Raw genomic sequence first — 15,919 nt, 5'->3', positions numbered from 1 at the left:
CCCTACCCGTCCTGTCTCCGGTCTCCTGTCTGATCGGATCCACCGTTCCTCACTCTTCACCCTTCTGACTTCTGGAAACTGGGAGAAACCACGTAAATGCCTGAAAGCATGGGAAAAGTGTGCCTGGTTGGCGCCGGACCGGGCGACCCGGAACTGCTGACGCTGAAGGCTGCCCGCCGCCTGCGCGAGGCGGAAGTGGTGCTCTACGACCGTCTGGTCAGTGCCGAAATCCTGACGCTGGCCGATCCTGAGGCAATCTTCATCGATACCGGCAAGGAAGAAGGGCACGCCGAGGCGATCCAGCAGGAAATTCACCGTTTGCTGCTGCAGTACGCCTGGGAAGGCAAGCGAGTGGTGCGGTTGAAGGGTGGCGATCCGTTTGTGTTCGGACGGGGTGGGGAAGAGGTCCTGTTTCTTCGTCAGCACGGCATTGACGTGGAAGTGGTGCCGGGCATCAGCAGTTCGATGGCCGCTCCGGCGCTGGCCGGAATCCCGGTGACGCATCGCGGTGTGGCCGCTTCGGTCACGGTGATGACGGCGCGGTGCAAGGGCGGGACAGAGGCCGACTGGTCTAAGGTGGCCAGGGTCGACACGTTGGTGATCCTGATGGGCGTCAAATGGCGCGAGCGCATTGCGCGGCACCTGTTGGCATGCGGCCGGCCGGCCAAGGAACCGGCGGCGTTCATCGAGCGGGCGACCACCGCCCGTGAGCGGGTTGTCGAGACCACACTGGGCGCCATTGCGGCGGGCAAGGTGGAAGTGGAGTCTCCGGCCGTGCTCGTCCTCGGCGCGGTGGTGAAGTTGCGCGGAGCGATGCTCGCCCTGTGCGCCCGGAGCATGGCATGAGCCTGCCCCTGTTGCAGCGCACGGCCGATCCCTCGTTCTGCCGGTACACACCGGCGGAGGCGGAGCCGCTGGAACTCAGGATCCCCGTGCGTGCGCCGGTGGAAGGCGAGCAGTACCGCTTTCACTTCGACATGACGAAGTGCATCGGCTGCAAGTGCTGCGAAGTGGCGTGCAACGAGCAGAACAACAACCCGGCCGAGATCCGGTGGCGGCGCGTAGGCGAACTGGAAGGCGGCACTTATCCGTTCGCTGAGCGGTTCCACCTCTCCATGGGGTGCAACCACTGCCTGGAGCCGGCGTGCCTCATCGGCTGCCCGGTGGACGCCTATACGAAGATGCCGGATACGGGCATCGTGCTGCACAGCGCGGACACCTGTATCGGCTGCCAGTACTGCACCTGGAACTGCCCCTACGGCGTGCCGCAGTTCAACGAAGAGCGTGGCGTGGTGGGCAAGTGCGATATGTGCCACGGCCGGTTGAGCGAGGGCCGTGAACCGGCCTGCGTCAACGCCTGCCCGCAGGGCGCAATCGCCATCGAGCTTGTTCAGATTGATGCGTGGCGGGCGACCAATGCCGCGGCGGCCAATGCGCCCGGTTTGCCGCCTGCCTTCGAGACGATGTCGACGACTCGGATCACGCTGCCGGAGCACATCGACGATTCGCTGCGGAAGGCCGACTATCACCGGGTGCGGCCGGAGCATCCGCACTGGCCCCTGGTCTTCCTGCTGGTGCTGACACAAATGTCCGTGGGCGCGTTTGCGGTACTGCTGGCGATGGGCGCCGCCGCTCCGAAGCTGTCGTTCCTGTTTGCGACCGCGGCCGGCCATGCGGCGCTGGGCTTCTCTCTGCTGCACCTGGGACGGCCGGCGCACGCGATCCGGGCTTTGAAGATGTGGAAGCGGTCGTGGTTGAGCCGGGAGGTGCTGTTCTTCTCGCTGTTCGCCGGTTTGACGGCTGTGGCAGCGCCCGCTGCGTTCTTCGGAGTCGGGCCTGTGATGCCGCTTTTGGCCGCTACCGTATTGGCCGGACTGGCAGGCGTCGTGTCGAGCGCACGCATCTACATGGTTCCGGCGCGTCCGGGCTGGAACAGTCCACGCACGCTCGTTGAGTTCCTGCTGACCGGCGCGTTGCTGGGTTCGCTGCTGGCGGGCGGGCCGGCCTGGTTCACTCTCGCCGCCGCTGTGTCGCAGGCCGCGCTGACCGGCTGGAAGATCTACGCGATGCGCACTTCGGCCGAATTCGAGATGAAGCAGAGCGCCCGGCTGTTGACGCGGACTTTGCGGCAACACCTCGCCTGGCGGCTGGCGCTGCTGGCGCTGTGCCTCCTGCCTGGGATTCCGGCGCCTCTGGCACTGGCCGCGGCGCTGGGCTCCGAGATCCTGGGCCGCTACCTCTTCTTCGTCAGCGTGGTGCCTCGCAACATGGCCGCCACCTTCTTTTCGGGAGCCGAAGCCGCATGAAGAAGAGCTGGAAACGCCTGCTGGGGCTGGATATCCTCAGCGACAAATACGCCTACTCGAACGACGCCGAGCATGGCTGGGTGGCGACGGAGAAGATCCCCGAGAAGTGGGTGAAGACCACGTGCGGCTACTGCTCCGTCGGGTGCGGGATGAAGGTGGGCGTTCGCGGTGACCGGGCTGTCGCTGTGAGGGGCGACGAAGATCATCCCGTGAATCGCGGCAAGCTCTGCCCCAAGGGCTTGAGCGAGCACCACACGCTGCAGGCGCGCAGCCGGGCCCTGCGGCCGCTGCTGAAACAGAAGAATGAGTTCCAGCCTGTGTCGTGGGATACGGCGCTGGACACGATGGTGGAGAAGTTCCTCTCGGTCCAGGCCAAGTACGGCAAGCAGGCGCTGGGCGTTCTCTCCACCGGGCAACTGGTCACCGAAGAGTTCTATGCGCTGGGCAAGCTGATCCAACTCGGGTTCGGCACCAGCAACTACGACGGCAACACCACGCTGTGCATGGCGAGCGCGGTGGCCGGCTACAAGCGCAGCTTCGGCTCCGACGGACCGCCCGGCGCGTACGACGACCTGGCCGAGTCCGATCTCGTCATCCTGATCGGCGCGAACATCGCCGACAATCACCCCATCCTCTGCCAGCGGCTGGCCGAAAACCGGCAGGGCACCGTGGTCGTCGTCGATCCGCGCGTTACTAAAACGGCCATGCTGGCCGATCTCCATCTGCCGGTGAAGCCCCGCTCCGACATCGCGCTGCTCAACGGCATCGGACATGTGCTGATCGCGGAAAGCATGATCGACGCGGCGTACATCGAGCGGCACACGACGGGCTTTGAACAGTTGCGCACGCACCTGGCCGCCTACACTCCATCGCACGTCGCGGGGATTTCGGGCCTCACAGAAGAGCAGGTATTGGACATTGCCCGCCGGTTTGGCCGGGCGCGCGCTCCTTTCGTGGCCTGGACAATGGGCGTCAATCACTCCACCCAGGGCGCGGAGACGGTGAACGCGATCTGCAACCTGTCGCTGCTGACGGGCAAGCTCGGTTTCGCCGGCGCGGCTCCGTTCTCCATCACGGGCCAGTGCAATGCGATGGGCTCACGCGAGGCGAGTTGCACGTCGTCGCTGCCCGGCTACCGCAAGTTCGAGAGTGCCGAGGACCGGGCCGAGATCGCGAAGCTGTGGAATGTGGATCCTTCGGTGATCCCCACGAAACGCGGCCACGCCTACCCCGACCTCGTCGAGGGCATGGTGAAGAAGGAGATCCGCGCTCTGTGGATCATTGCCACCAACCCGCTGGTCTCGTTCCCCAACTACGACGTGTTGACCCAGGCCCTGGGCAACCTGGAGTTCCTGGTGGTGCAGGACGGCTTCCATCCCACCCCCACCACGCTGCATGCCGACCTCGTCCTGCCCGCTGCGATCTGGGGAGAAAAGGAAGGCACGTACACGAACTCCGAGCGGCGTGTGAGCAAGGTGAATGCAGCCGTGCCGCCACCCGGTGAGGCGCTATCCGACTTCGAGATCTTCCTCCGCACCGCCGGCCAGCTGGGCGTGCGGGACAAACTCTTCCCCAACTGGACCGGGCCGCGCGATGCCTTTGAGGAATGGCGCCAGGTCTCGAAGGGGCGCCTGTGCGATTACTCGGGGCTCAGCTATGAGCTGCTGGAGACAGCCGGACCGATCCAGTGGCCGCATCCGCAAGGGACGGAGTCGACAGGCACGCGCCGCCTCTACGCCGATGGCCGTTTCGAGCACTCCGACGAAAAGGCGAAGCTGTTCTGCATCGAGTGGCAGCCCGCGCCGGAGCAGCCGAGCCGCCAGTATCCGTTCGTCCTGAACACCGGCCGCACCGTGGAGCACTGGCATACGCGGACCAAGACCGGCGAGGTGGAGATGCTGCACCGCATGAGCCCGCGGGCCTGGCTCGAGATGAATCCTACCGACGCCGAGCGGCTGGGCCTGGAGATGCACGACAAGGTCACGCTGGTATCGCGGCGCGGCCAGGTGGACGGCGTGGAGCTGCGTGTCACCTCGATCATCGCGCCCGGCCACGTCTTTCTGCCGTTCCACTACTTCGAGTACAACTCCAACCGTTTGACGCTCAGCGCCTACGATCCCATCTCACGCGAACCGAATTACAAGCAGTGTGCCGTACGAGTCGAAAGGAGCCATTAACCGAAATGAAGCCCCGCAAAGCAAAGAAGCCCCATCTGGTTCTGGTCGGCAACGGCATGGCAGGCATCGCCTGTCTGGAGCAGATCCTGCGCTATGGCGACATGTTCGACATCACCATCTTCGGCGATGAAACGCACGTCAACTACAGCCGCATCCTGCTGTCAAACGTCCTGGCCGGCGTCCATGGCTTCGACGACATCACGCTGAACCCGCTGGAGTGGTATCGCGAGCGCAACATCTCCTTGCGCCTGGGCGTGCGGATCACCGGCGTCGATCCGGTGGCCCACACCATCAGCGGCGACGACGGCGCCGTGACCTCTTACGACAAGCTGCTGATCGCCACCGGCAGCCATCCCTTCGTGCCGCCGGTGCCGGGTCTCGAAAAGAAAGGCGTCTGCGCGTGGCGCACGCTGGATGACACGCAGCGGCTGCTGGAGTGGTCGGCTCCGGGCAAGCACGCCATCGTGCTGGGCGGCGGGCTGTTGGGTCTGGAAGCGGCTCGCGGACTGCAGGTGCAGGGCTGCGAGGTGACCGTGATCCACCTGCTGGACACGCTGATGAACCGCCAGCTCGACAGCACCGGCGGCCATTACGTCCAGCGCAAGATGGAGAACCTCGGCATTACCGTGCGCACCAAGTGCACGGTGCGCGCGATCCACGGTAAGGAGCGCGTCGAGAGCGTCGAGCTGAACACGGGCAAGATCCTGCCGGCCGATTTCGTCGTAGTCGCCGCCGGCATCCTGCCGAATGCGGAACTGGGTCGCATGGCCGGTCTGGAAGTGAAGCGCGGGATCGTCGTGAACGACTTCCTGGAAACCTCGAATCCCGACATCTTTGCCGTGGGCGAGTGCGTCGAACACCGCGGCATGACCTACGGCCTGGTGGCCCCGCTGATCGAACAGGGCAAAGTGCTGGCGGCCACGATCACCGGCAATAAGGGTCCGACGTACGAAGGCAGCTCCACCGCCACCAAGTTGAAGGTGGCCGGGGTGGAGGTCTTCTCCGCCGGTGTGATCGAAGAGACCGAAGCGGGTCTCGACATCGTGCGCTATGAGGATCCGGGCCTCGGCATCTACAAGAAGCTGGTGCTCAAGGGCGGACAGATGGTGGGCGCGATCCTCGTGGGCGATACCTCGGAAAGCGGCCGCTACATGGAGTGGATCCGCTCGAAAGAGGATCTCACGGCCAAGCGCCGCAACCTGCTGATCCCCGAACCGCCCAAGGACCCTGGCGCCTCCATCGCGGAGATGTCCGACAGCGAAGTGGTCTGCGGGTGCATGGGCGTCAGCAAGGGCACCATCATCACGGCCATCCACGATCGCGGCATCTGCACGCTTTCCCAGTTGAAGGAGGCGACCCGCGCATCGGCCGGTTGCGGATCCTGCGCCGGGACCTGTACCGCCTTGCTGGCGGCTGTGGCGCCCGGCTTTGAGCCCGACGTCAAACAGGTGTTGTGCAGTTGCGTGCCGTTCCCGGAAGAGCAGTTGCGGGAGATGGTCCACACGCAGCAGATCCGTTCCGTACAGCAGGTGCTCGACATCTACGGCAATGGGACGGGCTGTGAGAAATGCCGTCCGGCGCTCAGCTACATGGTCGACATGGTGTGGTGCGGGGAGCACGAGGAAGACCGCTCCTCCCGCTTCATCAACGACCGTGTCCACGCCAATATCCAGAAGGACGGTACCTTCAGCGTGGTCCCCCGCATGCGCGGCGGAGTGACATCGCCGGCGGAGCTACGGCGCATCGCCGAGGTGGCCGAGAAGTACAACGTTCCACTCGTCAAGGTCACCGGCAGCCAGCGGCTCGACCTGCTCGGCGTGAAGAAACAGGATCTGCCGGGCATCTGGGCCGATCTCGGCATGCCCTCGGGGCAAGCCTACGCCAAGGGCGTGCGCATGGTGAAAACCTGCGTCGGCAGCGAGTTCTGCCGCTTCGGCACGCAAGACGCCATCAGCACCGGCGTCGAACTGGAGAAGCGGCTGGAGAATCTCTTCACCCCGCACAAGACCAAGCTGGCCGTGGTCGGATGTCCCCGCAACTGCGCGGAGGCGACGGTGAAGGACATCGGCCTGGTGGGCCAGGAAGGCTCCTGGCAGGTGGTGGTGGGCGGAGCGGCCGGCAAGTCAGTGCGCAAGGCTGACGTGCTGGTGACCGTGGCTTCGACGGAAGAGGCCCTGGAATCGGCGGAGCTGTTCTTCCAGTACTACCGCGAACACGCCAACTACCTGGAGCGCACCTACGATTTCGTCGAGCGCACCGGCATGGACAAGATCCGCCGCGAAACCGTTTACGCAGTGCCGGAGGCAAGAGCCGGCCTGCTGGATCGATTGAGGAAAGCCAAGTCTGCTTCCTATGACGCGTGGCTGGAGCGCGAACAACCCAAGACCGCCACGCAGTTCGTTCAGATTCAACCCATGGAAGCACCCGAGGAGGTCTCCTACCGATGAGCTGGCTGAAAGTCACTCCCGCTGAAAACGTACCCCTGCGCGAAGGCCGCAGCGTCTGCATCGGACGGCGCGAAATCGCGATCTTCCATCTGACCGACGGCTTTAAGGCGATCGACAACCGCTGCCCGCACAATCTGGGGCCGCTGTGCGACGGCATCACGAAGGGCACAACCGTCGTTTGTCCGCTGCATGGTTGGAACATCAACCTGGAGAACGGCAAGGTGCTGAAGCCGGACGTGCCCGTGGGTGTCACCACCTATCCCGTGCGCGTGATTGAAGGGATTGTCGAGATCCAGCTGCCGGAGATGAAGGAGGCCGTCGCATGACTTCCAAGGCCTTTCTGAAGGCAGGCCACTGGCCGACGCTGCTCGCCTCGTTCCTCTACTTCGACGTGAGCTTCATGGTGTGGGTGCTGCTGGGTCCGCTCAGCCCGTTTCTGGCGGAGCAACTGCATCTGACGGCTTCGCAGAAGGGGCTGCTGGTGGCCATCCCGCTGCTGTCGGGCTCGTTCTTCCGGCCCGTCCTCGGTACACTGGCCGATCGCATCGGCGGACGCCGCGCGGGTCTGCTGGGTCTTTCGGTGACGCTGCTGCCGCTGCTGCTGGGCTGGCGCTACGCCTCCTCCTTCGAGCACTTCCTGGGCATCGGAGCCCTGCTGGGCGTGGCCGGCGCCAGCTTCGCCGTGGCCCTGCCGCTGGCGTCGCGCTGGTATCCGCCGGAGTATCAGGGGCTCGCCATGGGCATCGCCGGAGCGGGGAACTCAGGTACCCTGCTGGCCACACTGTTCATGCCCCGCATCGCCACTCACTTCGGCTGGCATAACGCCTTCGCCTTCGCGGCGGTCCCGGTGCTTCTGGTGCTGGTCGCCTTCGCCCTGCTGGCCAGGGAAAGCCCCGCGCCCAAAGCGCCGGTCACGTGGAAGCAGTACAAGGCCCTGCTGGCGCAGGCCGACACGGGCTGGTTCTGCCTCTTCTACTCCATCACCTTCGGCGGCTTCGTCGGCCTGGCGAGTTTCCTCACCGTCTTCTTCGTCGACCAGTACCATCTGTCCAAGGTGCAGGCCGGTGACTTCGTGACCCTCATCGTCGTGTGCGGCAGCTTCCTGCGGCCGGTGGGCGGCTGGCTGGCCGACCGTGCCGGCGGTTACCGCGTCCTGCTGGGCGTGCTGCTTGTGGCGGGTGCCGGTTTGTGCGCCCTCAGCACGCTGCCTGCCCTGGGGATCGCCGTGGCGGTGCTGGGTTTGATCATGGCGATGCTCGGCCTGGGCAATGGTGCGATCTTCCAGTTGGTGCCGCAGCGCTTTGCGGGCTCGGTGGGAACGATCACCGGACTGGTGGGCGCGGCCGGAGGCATCGGCGGCTTCCTGCTGCCATCCCAGATGGGGTATCTGAAAGACCACGCGGGGAGCTATGGCGCAGGCCTGCTTGCTTTCGGCGGACTCACGCTGGTCGTGCTCTGCGTGCTGCTGCGCCTGGGGGCGAAATGGCTCCAGGAATGGCCAGAGGAGACGGTACGCAGAGCCGGCCTGTTCAGCCTGCGCTCGGTTTGGGCATCGGAGCCCGCCGACTAGCAGGCCCGCGGCCGGGCGAAGGAGTTGTGCTCTCGCCCGGCCGCATACTCACCACTAGGCCGTCAGCAGCGATCCGATCCGGAAGCGCTTGCCGGCCAGGATCCCCAACCCGACGAAGAGCAGCAGGACCACTGACTGCGCTACTACAAAGGCCGGCTCCGACCCCGTAGGCGCCAGTTCGTGCAGCGCCGGCACTTTCAGGAACGACTGCACGACGGCCACAAACACGTTGAAGTAAAGCGCAATCATCGAACAGACCACATACACCCGCCGCCAGCCGCCCGCCAAACCGTAGGTGTAGCGCGCGAGGATCGCCGCCGCCAGCACGATGAGCGAGAGGATGCCGATGGCGTGCGACGGCAGGAACTGCTTCACCGGGAAGCCGAAGCCGGTCACGCTGGTCAGGACTGTGGTCGACAGGAAGATCGCCGTCCAGCCGTCCATCCGCTTGGATCCAAGCAGCCCGGCTACGACCACAAAGCCCGAGGCGATGCCGATGAGGCTGATCAGGACGTGAACGAAAGTGAAAGTGGAAAGGCTCATACCGAGCATCATGATTCGTGGCTCCTTGCCGGGAATTGGCGGCGCTGGGTCGAATGACAGGTGCAGTCATCGGTGATCCCAGTTCCGCGACTTACCCAGTGTCGGGGATTGGGCTCCGCGACACATGCCGCAATGCGGTGAGAGGCGGCTACCCAGTTGGGGTAGTCCGCGCCTCCACGGAAAGTGGTAGCCGCGGTTCTGGGGTGTTCTATCGTGAATTAGGGATGCACGCACAATCACACCGCTCCGACGCCCGGATTCTGGGCCGCCGCACGCTGGAACAGGATCACCGCCACCTGGCCCGGCTATTGCGGCCGGGTCTCTCCGTGTTGGATGTCGGCTGCGCAGCCGGCGCGATCACCGCGGGCATCGCGAAAGCGGTCGGGTCCGAAGGTCAGGTGGTCGGCGTCGACCGGGATCCGGTTCACCTCGAATCGGCCCGGGTCCGCTGCGGGGACTTCGCGAACCTGCACTTTGAACAGGGCGATGCAACGACCCTCGACTATCCCGCTCAGTTCGATGTCGTGACCGCGGCCCGCACGCTGCAGTGGATTGCCGAGCCGGGGCAGGCTGTGGCCGCCATGGCCCGCGCCGTAAAGCCCGGCGGGTTGGTTGTCATCCTCGACTATAACCACGCGGACAACGCCTGGGATCCCGCGCCGCCGGGCGAGTTCCAACGCTTCTACCAGGCGTTCCTCGATTGGCGGCAGGCCCACCACTTGGACAACCGCATGGCCGACCACCTGCCCGCCCTGCTGGAGGCGGCCGGACTGGTGGAGGTCGAAACTCATCTCCAGGATGAAGTTTCAGAACGTGGCCAGCCCGACTTCCCCCAGCGCACCACGCTTTGGGTCGAAGTGATCGACAGTGTCGGAGCGCAGGTGGCCCAGGGCGGCTTCTTTCCAGAGGCCGAACTGCCGCGGGTCCGCTCTCTCTATAGCGAATGGGTCCGGACGGAGTTGATCCGCCAGACCCTGGCCATGCGAACCGTGACGGGCCGTCGTCCTTAGGCGGCGCCCCGGCAGATGGAGAACATGAAGTCGACGCCAAGCCCGGCCTTGATAGCCATGTGAATCCACAGCACGGCGTGTTCCTCCTGCATCCGCGACGCCGGCAGCCCGCCCAGGTAGAGCGGTTCGAATCCGGTTTCCGCGGCCAGGGCGGAGACCTTCTCCACAGCGTCCGGATCGTCGCCGGAGAGGAACAATACGCTGCGGCGGCCCTCCCGCACCGGTTGGGCCATGATGCCGAAGCCGACCGTGTTGAACGCCTTCACCACCCGCACGTTCGGTAATGCCCTGGCCAATTCTTGGGCTCCTGAAAGTCCGTTGGGATGATCCAGGCCATCCAGCCGCGCGTTCAGCGGATTTGTGGCATCGGCCAGGATCTGCCCTGCCTGTAGTTCGCAGGCGCGGGCGGCCTCGACCGCCGCTTCACCGCCTGGAGTCGCCAGCAGGACAATGTCAGCACCCCGCGCGGCGGCGGCGCGGTCCATCGCGGCGAGGCCCAGTTCAGCGGCCTGCGCCCTGGACTTTGCGGATGCGGGCTCCCTCAGGCCCAGCACCACCTCATGGCCCAGCGCGGACCAGCGCCGCGCCAGCGTTCCGCCCACATTTCCTGCGCCTATGACAGCGAGCTTCATGATCCTTCCCCTCCTGGCCGGGATTTCGAGGCACTGCTCCGTCGTCAGCCGTGCCTGCTGCGCTGCAAGCTTGCAGTGCGCCGGCGAGCTGGCTTATAGTCATTCTCGTTCAGCGGCCAGAACTGTAAATGAGCAAGAGTCCGAGAAAACAAACCAATCGTCCTGCCGGACGGAAACTGCGGCGTGTCATCGAGGTCAGCGGCGCAGATGTGCTCACTGACGTCCTCAACGGACTGGGCCTCCAGTCCCGCCTGTTCTGCCGTTCGCAACTGCACGCACCCTGGGGCATGAGCTTCGAGAAAGGCGACTCGGCCCATTTCCACTGGATCGATCAGGGTACCTGCTGGCTGCACTGCCCGGGCCATCTCACGGAGCCGCGCCTGCTGCAATCCGGCGATCTGGTGGTGCTTCCCTATGGCGATGCCTACTACCTCTCCGATCGGCCCGGCGGTGAGGCCGTGCCCGTGCTCGACCTGGTCGGCGGAGGTACAACCGGCCGCTGCCGGCTGCTGATACAAGGCGGCTCGGGTCCATTGACGTCGATGTTATGCGGCTCGTTTAGCTTCCTGCGGGATGGGGTCCCGTTGCTTGCACTGTTGCCGGCTGTGCTGCACTTGCGGGGTGACACCAGCGGCACGCGGACGCATCTGGAGCCCGTGATGCGCGCCCTGGTGGTGGAATCGGAGGATGCGCTACCCGGCTGGGAGACCGTGCTCACGCGCCTGATGGACATTCTCTTCGTGCGCGTCATCCGGGCGTGGCTTCGCGATCAGCCCACCGACAGCCACTGGTTGGCCGCCCTCAACGACCGGCAGATCCACACCGCCCTTTCCCTGATGCACGAGACACCCGAGCATCCCTGGACGCTGCAGACCCTCAGTCGCAAGGTGGGGCTCTCCCGCTCGCCCTTCGCCGCCCGCTTCACCCGCCTTGTCGGAGAACCGCCGCTCACCTATCTCACCCGCCTCCGCATGCACCGCGCGGCCCGCGCATTGCGGGAAAGGAAGCTCACCCTCGCCGCGGCGGCGCAACTCGCCGGCTACACCTCGGAGATCGCTTTTGGAAAAGCCTTTCGCCGCATCATCGGGGTCCCGCCCGGTGCCTACCGGCGCAGTACGACCGCGCAGTCCGGCCCATCGAATCCCACGGTGGGTTGACAGCCGGCACGTGCTTGCCGGCCTGCCGATGAGCGAAGAGGATACAAAGGGCATTCCGCGGCTCAACCAGCCTCTCCGTTCGCAATCATCAACTCCTCCGTGCACACCTTGTACTTCTACATGTCCGCGTGTAATATGTAGAAGCACAAAGTATCCACCATGCCGCCAAAATCCGATCTCCCGCAAGGCACCCTTGACCTCCTGATCCTCAAGACCGTGGCCATGGGGCCCGTGCATGGCTATGCCATCGGCCAGCGCCTGCAGCAGGTCTCCCAGGACGTCGTCCAGGTGCCGCAAGGCTCGATGTATCCGGCGCTCCACCGGCTGGAGACCCGCGGCTACCTGGCCGCCGATTGGAAACTCACCGATACCGGGCGGGAAGCGAAGTTCTATCGCCTCACCCGCAAGGGGCGAGCACAATTGGAGACGGAAGCCGAGAGCTGGAAGCGCCTGGCCGAGGCTGTGGGACTCATCCTGCAGGTGCCCGAAGGAGCGGCCGAATGAGCCGCTGGCGCCATCTGTGGTTCCGGTCCCGGTCTGAGCAGCAACTCGAGAAGGAGCTTGAGTTCCACCTGGCCCTGCATGTCGACGAACTCATTGCCCAGGGGTACGATCCGGCCGAGGCGCAGCGCTTGGCCCGCCTCGATCTCGGAGGTCCTGAGCAGGTGAAAGAAGCCTGCCGCGACTCGCGGGGCACCCGCTGGCTGGAGGATTTCGTGCTGGACGTGCGGTACGCCGTGCGCGCCCTGCGCCGCCAGCCGGGCTTCTCCACCGTAGCGCTGCTGACGCTCGCGCTGGGCATCGGGGCGGCGACGGTGATGTTCACCATCGTGAATGGTGTCCTGCTGAAACCACTGTCCTATCCCGAGGCCGATCGCCTGGTTTCGCTGCACGAACAGACGGAGTTCTCCACCCGTTTCGGCAACCAGTGGGCTTTCGCCTATCCGAATTTCCTGGACGTGCAGCGCGCCAGCCGATCCCTCGAGATGGCGGCCTGGCGATTCAGCGGCGGGACCTTCGGCAGCCGTGGCGACGCGGAGTATGTCTCCGCCCGTCAGATCTCGGCCGGGCTCTTCTCGGTCCTGCGGCTCCCTCCGGCATTGGGCCGCGAGTTTCTGCCGAAGGAGGACACCCGCGGCGCCGCGCCGGCCGTGATCCTGGGCCAGGGCTTCTGGCGCCGCCGCTTTGCCGCCGATCCGGCGGTGCTGGGCACGTCGATCCTCTTTGAAGGCAAGCCCCATACCGTGGTCAGCATCGCGCCTGTGGGCTTCCGGCTGGATGACGAGGCGGTCGACGTCTTCACTCCGCTCGGCCAGAATACTGAGCCGGTCATGGCGCTCCGCAAGGCGCATCCCGGCATCAATGTCGTGGCCCGCCTCCGCCCGGGGGCCACTCTCGAACAGTCCCGAGCGGAGCTGTCACTGCTCGGCAGCCAGCTAGCCCGCCAGTATCCGGACTCCAATACCGCCCGCAGTTTCGTCGCCGCGCCGCTCAAACCGCAGGTGGACGATGTTCGCTCCACGCTGTGGCTGCTGTTGGGCGCCGCCGGCCTCCTGCTGCTCATCGCGTGCGCCAATGTAGCCAGCCTGCTGCTGGTGCGCGCCGTCGCCCGCGAGCGGGAACTCGCTATGCGGGTCGCGCTGGGCGCAGGCCGGGCCCGATTGATCCGCCAGTGTCTCACGGAGAGTGCCGTGCTCGGGCTCGCGGGCGGCTTGTCCGGCCTGTTCCTGGCCGCCTTCGGCGTCCGCCCGTTTCTCTACTTCTGGCCCGGCATCATGCCGCGCATCGAGGAGATCCGGCTGGATTGGCGCGTGGCGCTGGCGGCCGTGGGCGTCTCCCTCGCGTGCGGCTTCCTGTTCGGCCTGATGCCGGCCCTGCGCGCACCTGCCCGCGGCCTCGACCGCACCCTGCGCGCCGGCGGGCGCACCCTGGCCGGCGCGTCGCGACGGGTCCATGGCGGATTCGTCATCGTCCAGCTCGCTCTCGCCGTGGTCCTGCTGGTCTCCGCCGGAATGCTGGGCCGCACTCTCCTGCGGCTCTCGGCTTTGGATCCCGGCCTCAACATCAACAATGTGCTGGTCACCCGCATGGCCCTGTCGCCCAGCGCCGTCACCGAGCCCGGCAAGATGCGCTCCAACTGGCGCGATGTGCTCGACCGCGCGCGCCAGGTGCCCGGCGTGGAGGCGGTTTCCCTGGTCGACACCGTGCCAATGCGCGAGGGCAACAATCAGGTTGGGTACTCCACGGTGCCAGGAGTCATCGCCCCCAACGATCAGAACGTCGCGCTCGCGACCAGCGTGACGCCTGAGTACCTGAAGGTGATGGGCATCGCGCTGCGCCAGGGACGCTTCTTCACTGATCAGGACCAGCTCGGCGGCGCGCCCGTCGTCGTGATCGATGAGGTCCTGGCCCAGCGCGCGTTCCCGCGCCAACAGGCGGTCGGCCAGCATCTCTGGATGCCCGACCTGTCAGACAGCGCGCTGCTGGTGGTCGGCGTGGTGAGCCACGTCCGTCACTGGGGCCCGGCCGTCGACGATCAGGCCAGCGTGCGGGCCCAGTTCTACTACCCCTTCGCCCAGGTGCCCGACCGGTTTGTGCGGCGCTGGTCCGAACTGATGTCGGTGGCCGTCCGCACCAGCCGGTCTCCCCTGAGTGTGGTGGAGCCCTTGACCAATGCTGTGCGCGGCACCACCGGCGACCAGGTGCTCTATGAGATCCGCACGATGGAGCAACTGGCCACCAGCATGTTGGCTCGGCAGCGCTTCCTGCTGTTCCTGTTCGGTCTCTTCGCCGGCCTGGCCTTGTTGCTAGCCTGCATCGGGATCTATGGAGTGATGGCCTACCTCACCGGCCGGCGTGTGCCGGAATTTGGGGTCCGCATCGCGATGGGCGCCACGGCAGCCGATCTGCTGCGGCTGGTTCTGAAACAGGGCCTGGCGATGATCGCGGCCGGAGTGCTGCTGGGCCTGGCCGCCGCATGGGGCGCGGTCCGGCTGCTGCAGCATCTGGTGGACGGAGTGCAGCGCACCGAACCGCTCACCCTGCTGGCGATGACGGGCTTGCTGGTGGCCGCCGCCCTACTGGCTACGTATGTGCCGGCCCGGCGGGCCAGCCGCATCGATCCCGTCGGCGCCCTGCGCCAGGATTAATCCGGATCTGATCCCGTCAACCGCAATCCAGATCAAGTCGATACTGTTCGCGACAGCTATTCTGGCCAGGTGCCGAGGAGAGCGTATTCATGAATCCCGTGGCGAAGGCCCTCTGGTTCATTGAGAGCCACTACGCGGAAGAGCTCACGCTGGACGCTGTCGCCACTGCCGCTGGCGTGTCCCGCTTTCACCTGATTCGCGCCTTCAGCAGTGTTACGGGCGCTACGGTGATGCGCTATGTGCGCGGCCGCCGGTTGACTGAGGCGGCTCGGGCGCTGGCCGGGGGCGCTCCGGATATCCTGGCCGTCGCGCTGGAGGCTGGCTACGGCTCTCACGAGGCATTCACCCGCGCCTTCCGCGACTGTTTCGGGCTCACGCCCGAGGCCTTCCGCGCGCGAGGCACGCTGCAGGATATCGAACTCATGGAGCCCATCAAGATGGACGAGACCCTTCTGACTCACCTGGATCCGCCGCGCATCGAGGCAGGCAAGACCCTGTTGATCGCCGGCCTGAGCGAACGCTACACGGCGGAAACCTGCGCGGCCATCCCCGCGCAATGGCAACGCTTCGGACCCTACCTGAGCCACATCCCCAGCCAGGTAGGCCGCGCCGCCTATGGCGTCGTCTGCAACAGCGACGACTCGGGCAACATCGAGTACATCTCCGGCGTGGAGGTCTCCGACTTCACCCTGGCGCCGCCGGAGTTCAGCCGGCTGCGGATCCCTGAGCAGCGTTACGCCGTGTTCACCCATCGCGGCCACGTCTCCACCATCCGGCAGGCGTGGTCCACCATCTGGAACAAAGGGCTGCCCGAGGCGGGACTGCAGATCGCGGAAGGGCCGGAGTTCGAGCGCTACGGCGAAGAGTTCGATGGGCGTACGGGCAGCGGCGGTTTCGAGATCTGGATCCCAATCAAGGCCTGACCCGG

At 65.7% G+C, this 15,919-nt stretch carries 13 protein-coding genes; 11 read left to right on the top strand and 2 right to left on the bottom strand.

All coding sequences use genetic code 11. The features are described from left to right. The first annotated feature begins 108 nt into the window (after window positions 1–108). The 6 genes from cobA to IRI77_RS17785 are packed head-to-tail and all read left to right on the top strand — an operon-like array spanning window position 109 to window position 8,500. Window positions 109–846 (top strand): uroporphyrinogen-III C-methyltransferase, encoded by a 738-nt coding sequence (cobA, locus tag IRI77_RS17810; RefSeq protein WP_194453698.1) that lies wholly within the window; start codon window positions 109–111, stop codon window positions 844–846. Then, a complete protein-coding gene (locus IRI77_RS17805) occupies window positions 843–2,306 on the top strand; it encodes a DmsC/YnfH family molybdoenzyme membrane anchor subunit (protein ID WP_194453378.1) in 1,464 nt (487 codons plus the stop codon). The genes cobA and IRI77_RS17805 overlap by 4 nt, the downstream gene beginning before the upstream one ends. Continuing rightward, window positions 2,303–4,483: a molybdopterin oxidoreductase family protein gene (locus IRI77_RS17800; RefSeq protein ID WP_194453377.1), complete on the top strand. Its 2,181-nt coding sequence runs from the start codon at window positions 2,303–2,305 to the stop codon at window positions 4,481–4,483. Before IRI77_RS17805 ends, IRI77_RS17800 begins: the two co-directional genes overlap by 4 nt. Before the next feature lie 5 nt (window positions 4,484–4,488). Further along, on the top strand, window positions 4,489–6,930 hold the full coding sequence (nirB, locus tag IRI77_RS17795) for a nitrite reductase large subunit NirB (RefSeq protein ID WP_194453376.1): 2,442 nt from the start codon (window positions 4,489–4,491) through the stop codon (window positions 6,928–6,930). Continuing rightward, window positions 6,927–7,256, top strand: coding sequence for a nitrite reductase small subunit NirD (gene nirD, locus IRI77_RS17790; RefSeq protein WP_194453375.1), 330 nt, complete (start codon window positions 6,927–6,929; stop codon window positions 7,254–7,256). Before nirB ends, nirD begins: the two co-directional genes overlap by 4 nt. Beyond that, a complete protein-coding gene (locus tag IRI77_RS17785) occupies window positions 7,253–8,500 on the top strand; it encodes a nitrate/nitrite transporter (RefSeq protein ID WP_194453374.1) in 1,248 nt (415 codons plus the stop codon). The genes nirD and IRI77_RS17785 overlap by 4 nt, the downstream gene beginning before the upstream one ends. A gap of 54 nt (window positions 8,501–8,554) precedes the next feature. Here the strand turns inward: IRI77_RS17785 and IRI77_RS17780 are convergent, their stop codons facing one another. Then, window positions 8,555–9,043: a hypothetical protein gene (locus tag IRI77_RS17780; protein ID WP_228486794.1), complete on the bottom strand. Its 489-nt coding sequence runs from the start codon at window positions 9,041–9,043 to the stop codon at window positions 8,555–8,557. 224 nt (window positions 9,044–9,267) lie between these two features. Between IRI77_RS17780 and IRI77_RS17775 the strand changes: the two genes are divergently transcribed. Then, window positions 9,268–10,053, top strand: a complete 786-nt coding sequence (locus tag IRI77_RS17775) for a methyltransferase domain-containing protein (protein ID WP_194453372.1) — start codon at window positions 9,268–9,270, stop codon at window positions 10,051–10,053. On the opposite strand, the gene IRI77_RS17770 is transcribed toward IRI77_RS17775, so the two are convergent. After that, on the bottom strand, window positions 10,050–10,685 hold the full coding sequence (locus IRI77_RS17770) for an NADPH-dependent F420 reductase (RefSeq protein WP_194453371.1): 636 nt from the start codon (window positions 10,683–10,685) through the stop codon (window positions 10,050–10,052). The two genes, IRI77_RS17775 and IRI77_RS17770, sit on opposite strands and share 4 nt — an antisense overlap. Window positions 10,686–10,813: 128 nt before the next feature. On the opposite strand from IRI77_RS17770, the gene IRI77_RS17765 reads away from it, so the two are divergent. From IRI77_RS17765 to IRI77_RS17750, 4 genes are all read left to right on the top strand, one after another. Beyond that, the gene (locus IRI77_RS17765; RefSeq protein WP_194453370.1) at window positions 10,814–11,842 is read left to right on the top strand and encodes an AraC family transcriptional regulator; all 1,029 of its coding nucleotides are present in this window, start codon (window positions 10,814–10,816) and stop codon (window positions 11,840–11,842) included. 159 nt (window positions 11,843–12,001) lie between these two features. Then, the gene (locus tag IRI77_RS17760; RefSeq protein ID WP_194453369.1) at window positions 12,002–12,346 is read left to right on the top strand and encodes a PadR family transcriptional regulator; all 345 of its coding nucleotides are present in this window, start codon (window positions 12,002–12,004) and stop codon (window positions 12,344–12,346) included. Continuing rightward, window positions 12,343–14,991, top strand: coding sequence for an ABC transporter permease (locus IRI77_RS17755; protein WP_194453368.1), 2,649 nt, complete (start codon window positions 12,343–12,345; stop codon window positions 14,989–14,991). The genes IRI77_RS17760 and IRI77_RS17755 overlap by 4 nt, the downstream gene beginning before the upstream one ends. 89 nt (window positions 14,992–15,080) lie before the next feature. Further along, window positions 15,081–15,914 carry an AraC family transcriptional regulator gene (locus IRI77_RS17750; protein WP_194453367.1) on the top strand — a complete coding sequence of 278 codons (834 nt, stop codon included), beginning with the start codon at window positions 15,081–15,083 and terminating at the stop codon, window positions 15,912–15,914. Window positions 15,915–15,919 lie beyond the last annotated feature (5 nt).

Origin of the sequence: Paludibaculum fermentans (assembly GCF_015277775.1) — a bacterium.
In the GTDB taxonomy this organism is placed as follows: Bacteria; Acidobacteriota; Terriglobia; order Bryobacterales; family Bryobacteraceae; genus Paludibaculum; species Paludibaculum fermentans.
Note: the sequence above shows the minus strand (reverse complement) of the source record. Positions and strands in the feature narration are given on the sequence as shown.

What these genes read in the sequence shown, in the direction of transcription:
- nirB (WP_194453376.1), top strand. Translation starts at nt 4,489, where the DNA reads ATGAAGCCCCGCAAAGCAAAGAAGCCCCATCTGGTTCTGGTCGGCAAC.
- IRI77_RS17770 (WP_194453371.1), bottom strand. Translation starts at nt 10,685, where the DNA reads ATGAAGCTCGCTGTCATAGGCGCAGGAAATGTGGGCGGAACGCTGGCG.
- IRI77_RS17780 (WP_228486794.1), bottom strand. Translation starts at nt 9,043, where the DNA reads ATGAGCCTTTCCACTTTCACTTTCGTTCACGTCCTGATCAGCCTCATC.
- IRI77_RS17805 (WP_194453378.1), top strand. Translation starts at nt 843, where the DNA reads ATGAGCCTGCCCCTGTTGCAGCGCACGGCCGATCCCTCGTTCTGCCGG.
- nirD (WP_194453375.1), top strand. Translation starts at nt 6,927, where the DNA reads ATGAGCTGGCTGAAAGTCACTCCCGCTGAAAACGTACCCCTGCGCGAA.
- IRI77_RS17750 (WP_194453367.1), top strand. Translation starts at nt 15,081, where the DNA reads ATGAATCCCGTGGCGAAGGCCCTCTGGTTCATTGAGAGCCACTACGCG.
- IRI77_RS17800 (WP_194453377.1), top strand. Translation starts at nt 2,303, where the DNA reads ATGAAGAAGAGCTGGAAACGCCTGCTGGGGCTGGATATCCTCAGCGAC.
- IRI77_RS17760 (WP_194453369.1), top strand. Translation starts at nt 12,002, where the DNA reads ATGCCGCCAAAATCCGATCTCCCGCAAGGCACCCTTGACCTCCTGATC.
- IRI77_RS17755 (WP_194453368.1), top strand. Translation starts at nt 12,343, where the DNA reads ATGAGCCGCTGGCGCCATCTGTGGTTCCGGTCCCGGTCTGAGCAGCAA.
- cobA (WP_194453698.1), top strand. Translation starts at nt 109, where the DNA reads ATGGGAAAAGTGTGCCTGGTTGGCGCCGGACCGGGCGACCCGGAACTG.
- IRI77_RS17785 (WP_194453374.1), top strand. Translation starts at nt 7,253, where the DNA reads ATGACTTCCAAGGCCTTTCTGAAGGCAGGCCACTGGCCGACGCTGCTC.
- IRI77_RS17765 (WP_194453370.1), top strand. Translation starts at nt 10,814, where the DNA reads ATGAGCAAGAGTCCGAGAAAACAAACCAATCGTCCTGCCGGACGGAAA.
- IRI77_RS17775 (WP_194453372.1), top strand. Translation starts at nt 9,268, where the DNA reads ATGCACGCACAATCACACCGCTCCGACGCCCGGATTCTGGGCCGCCGC.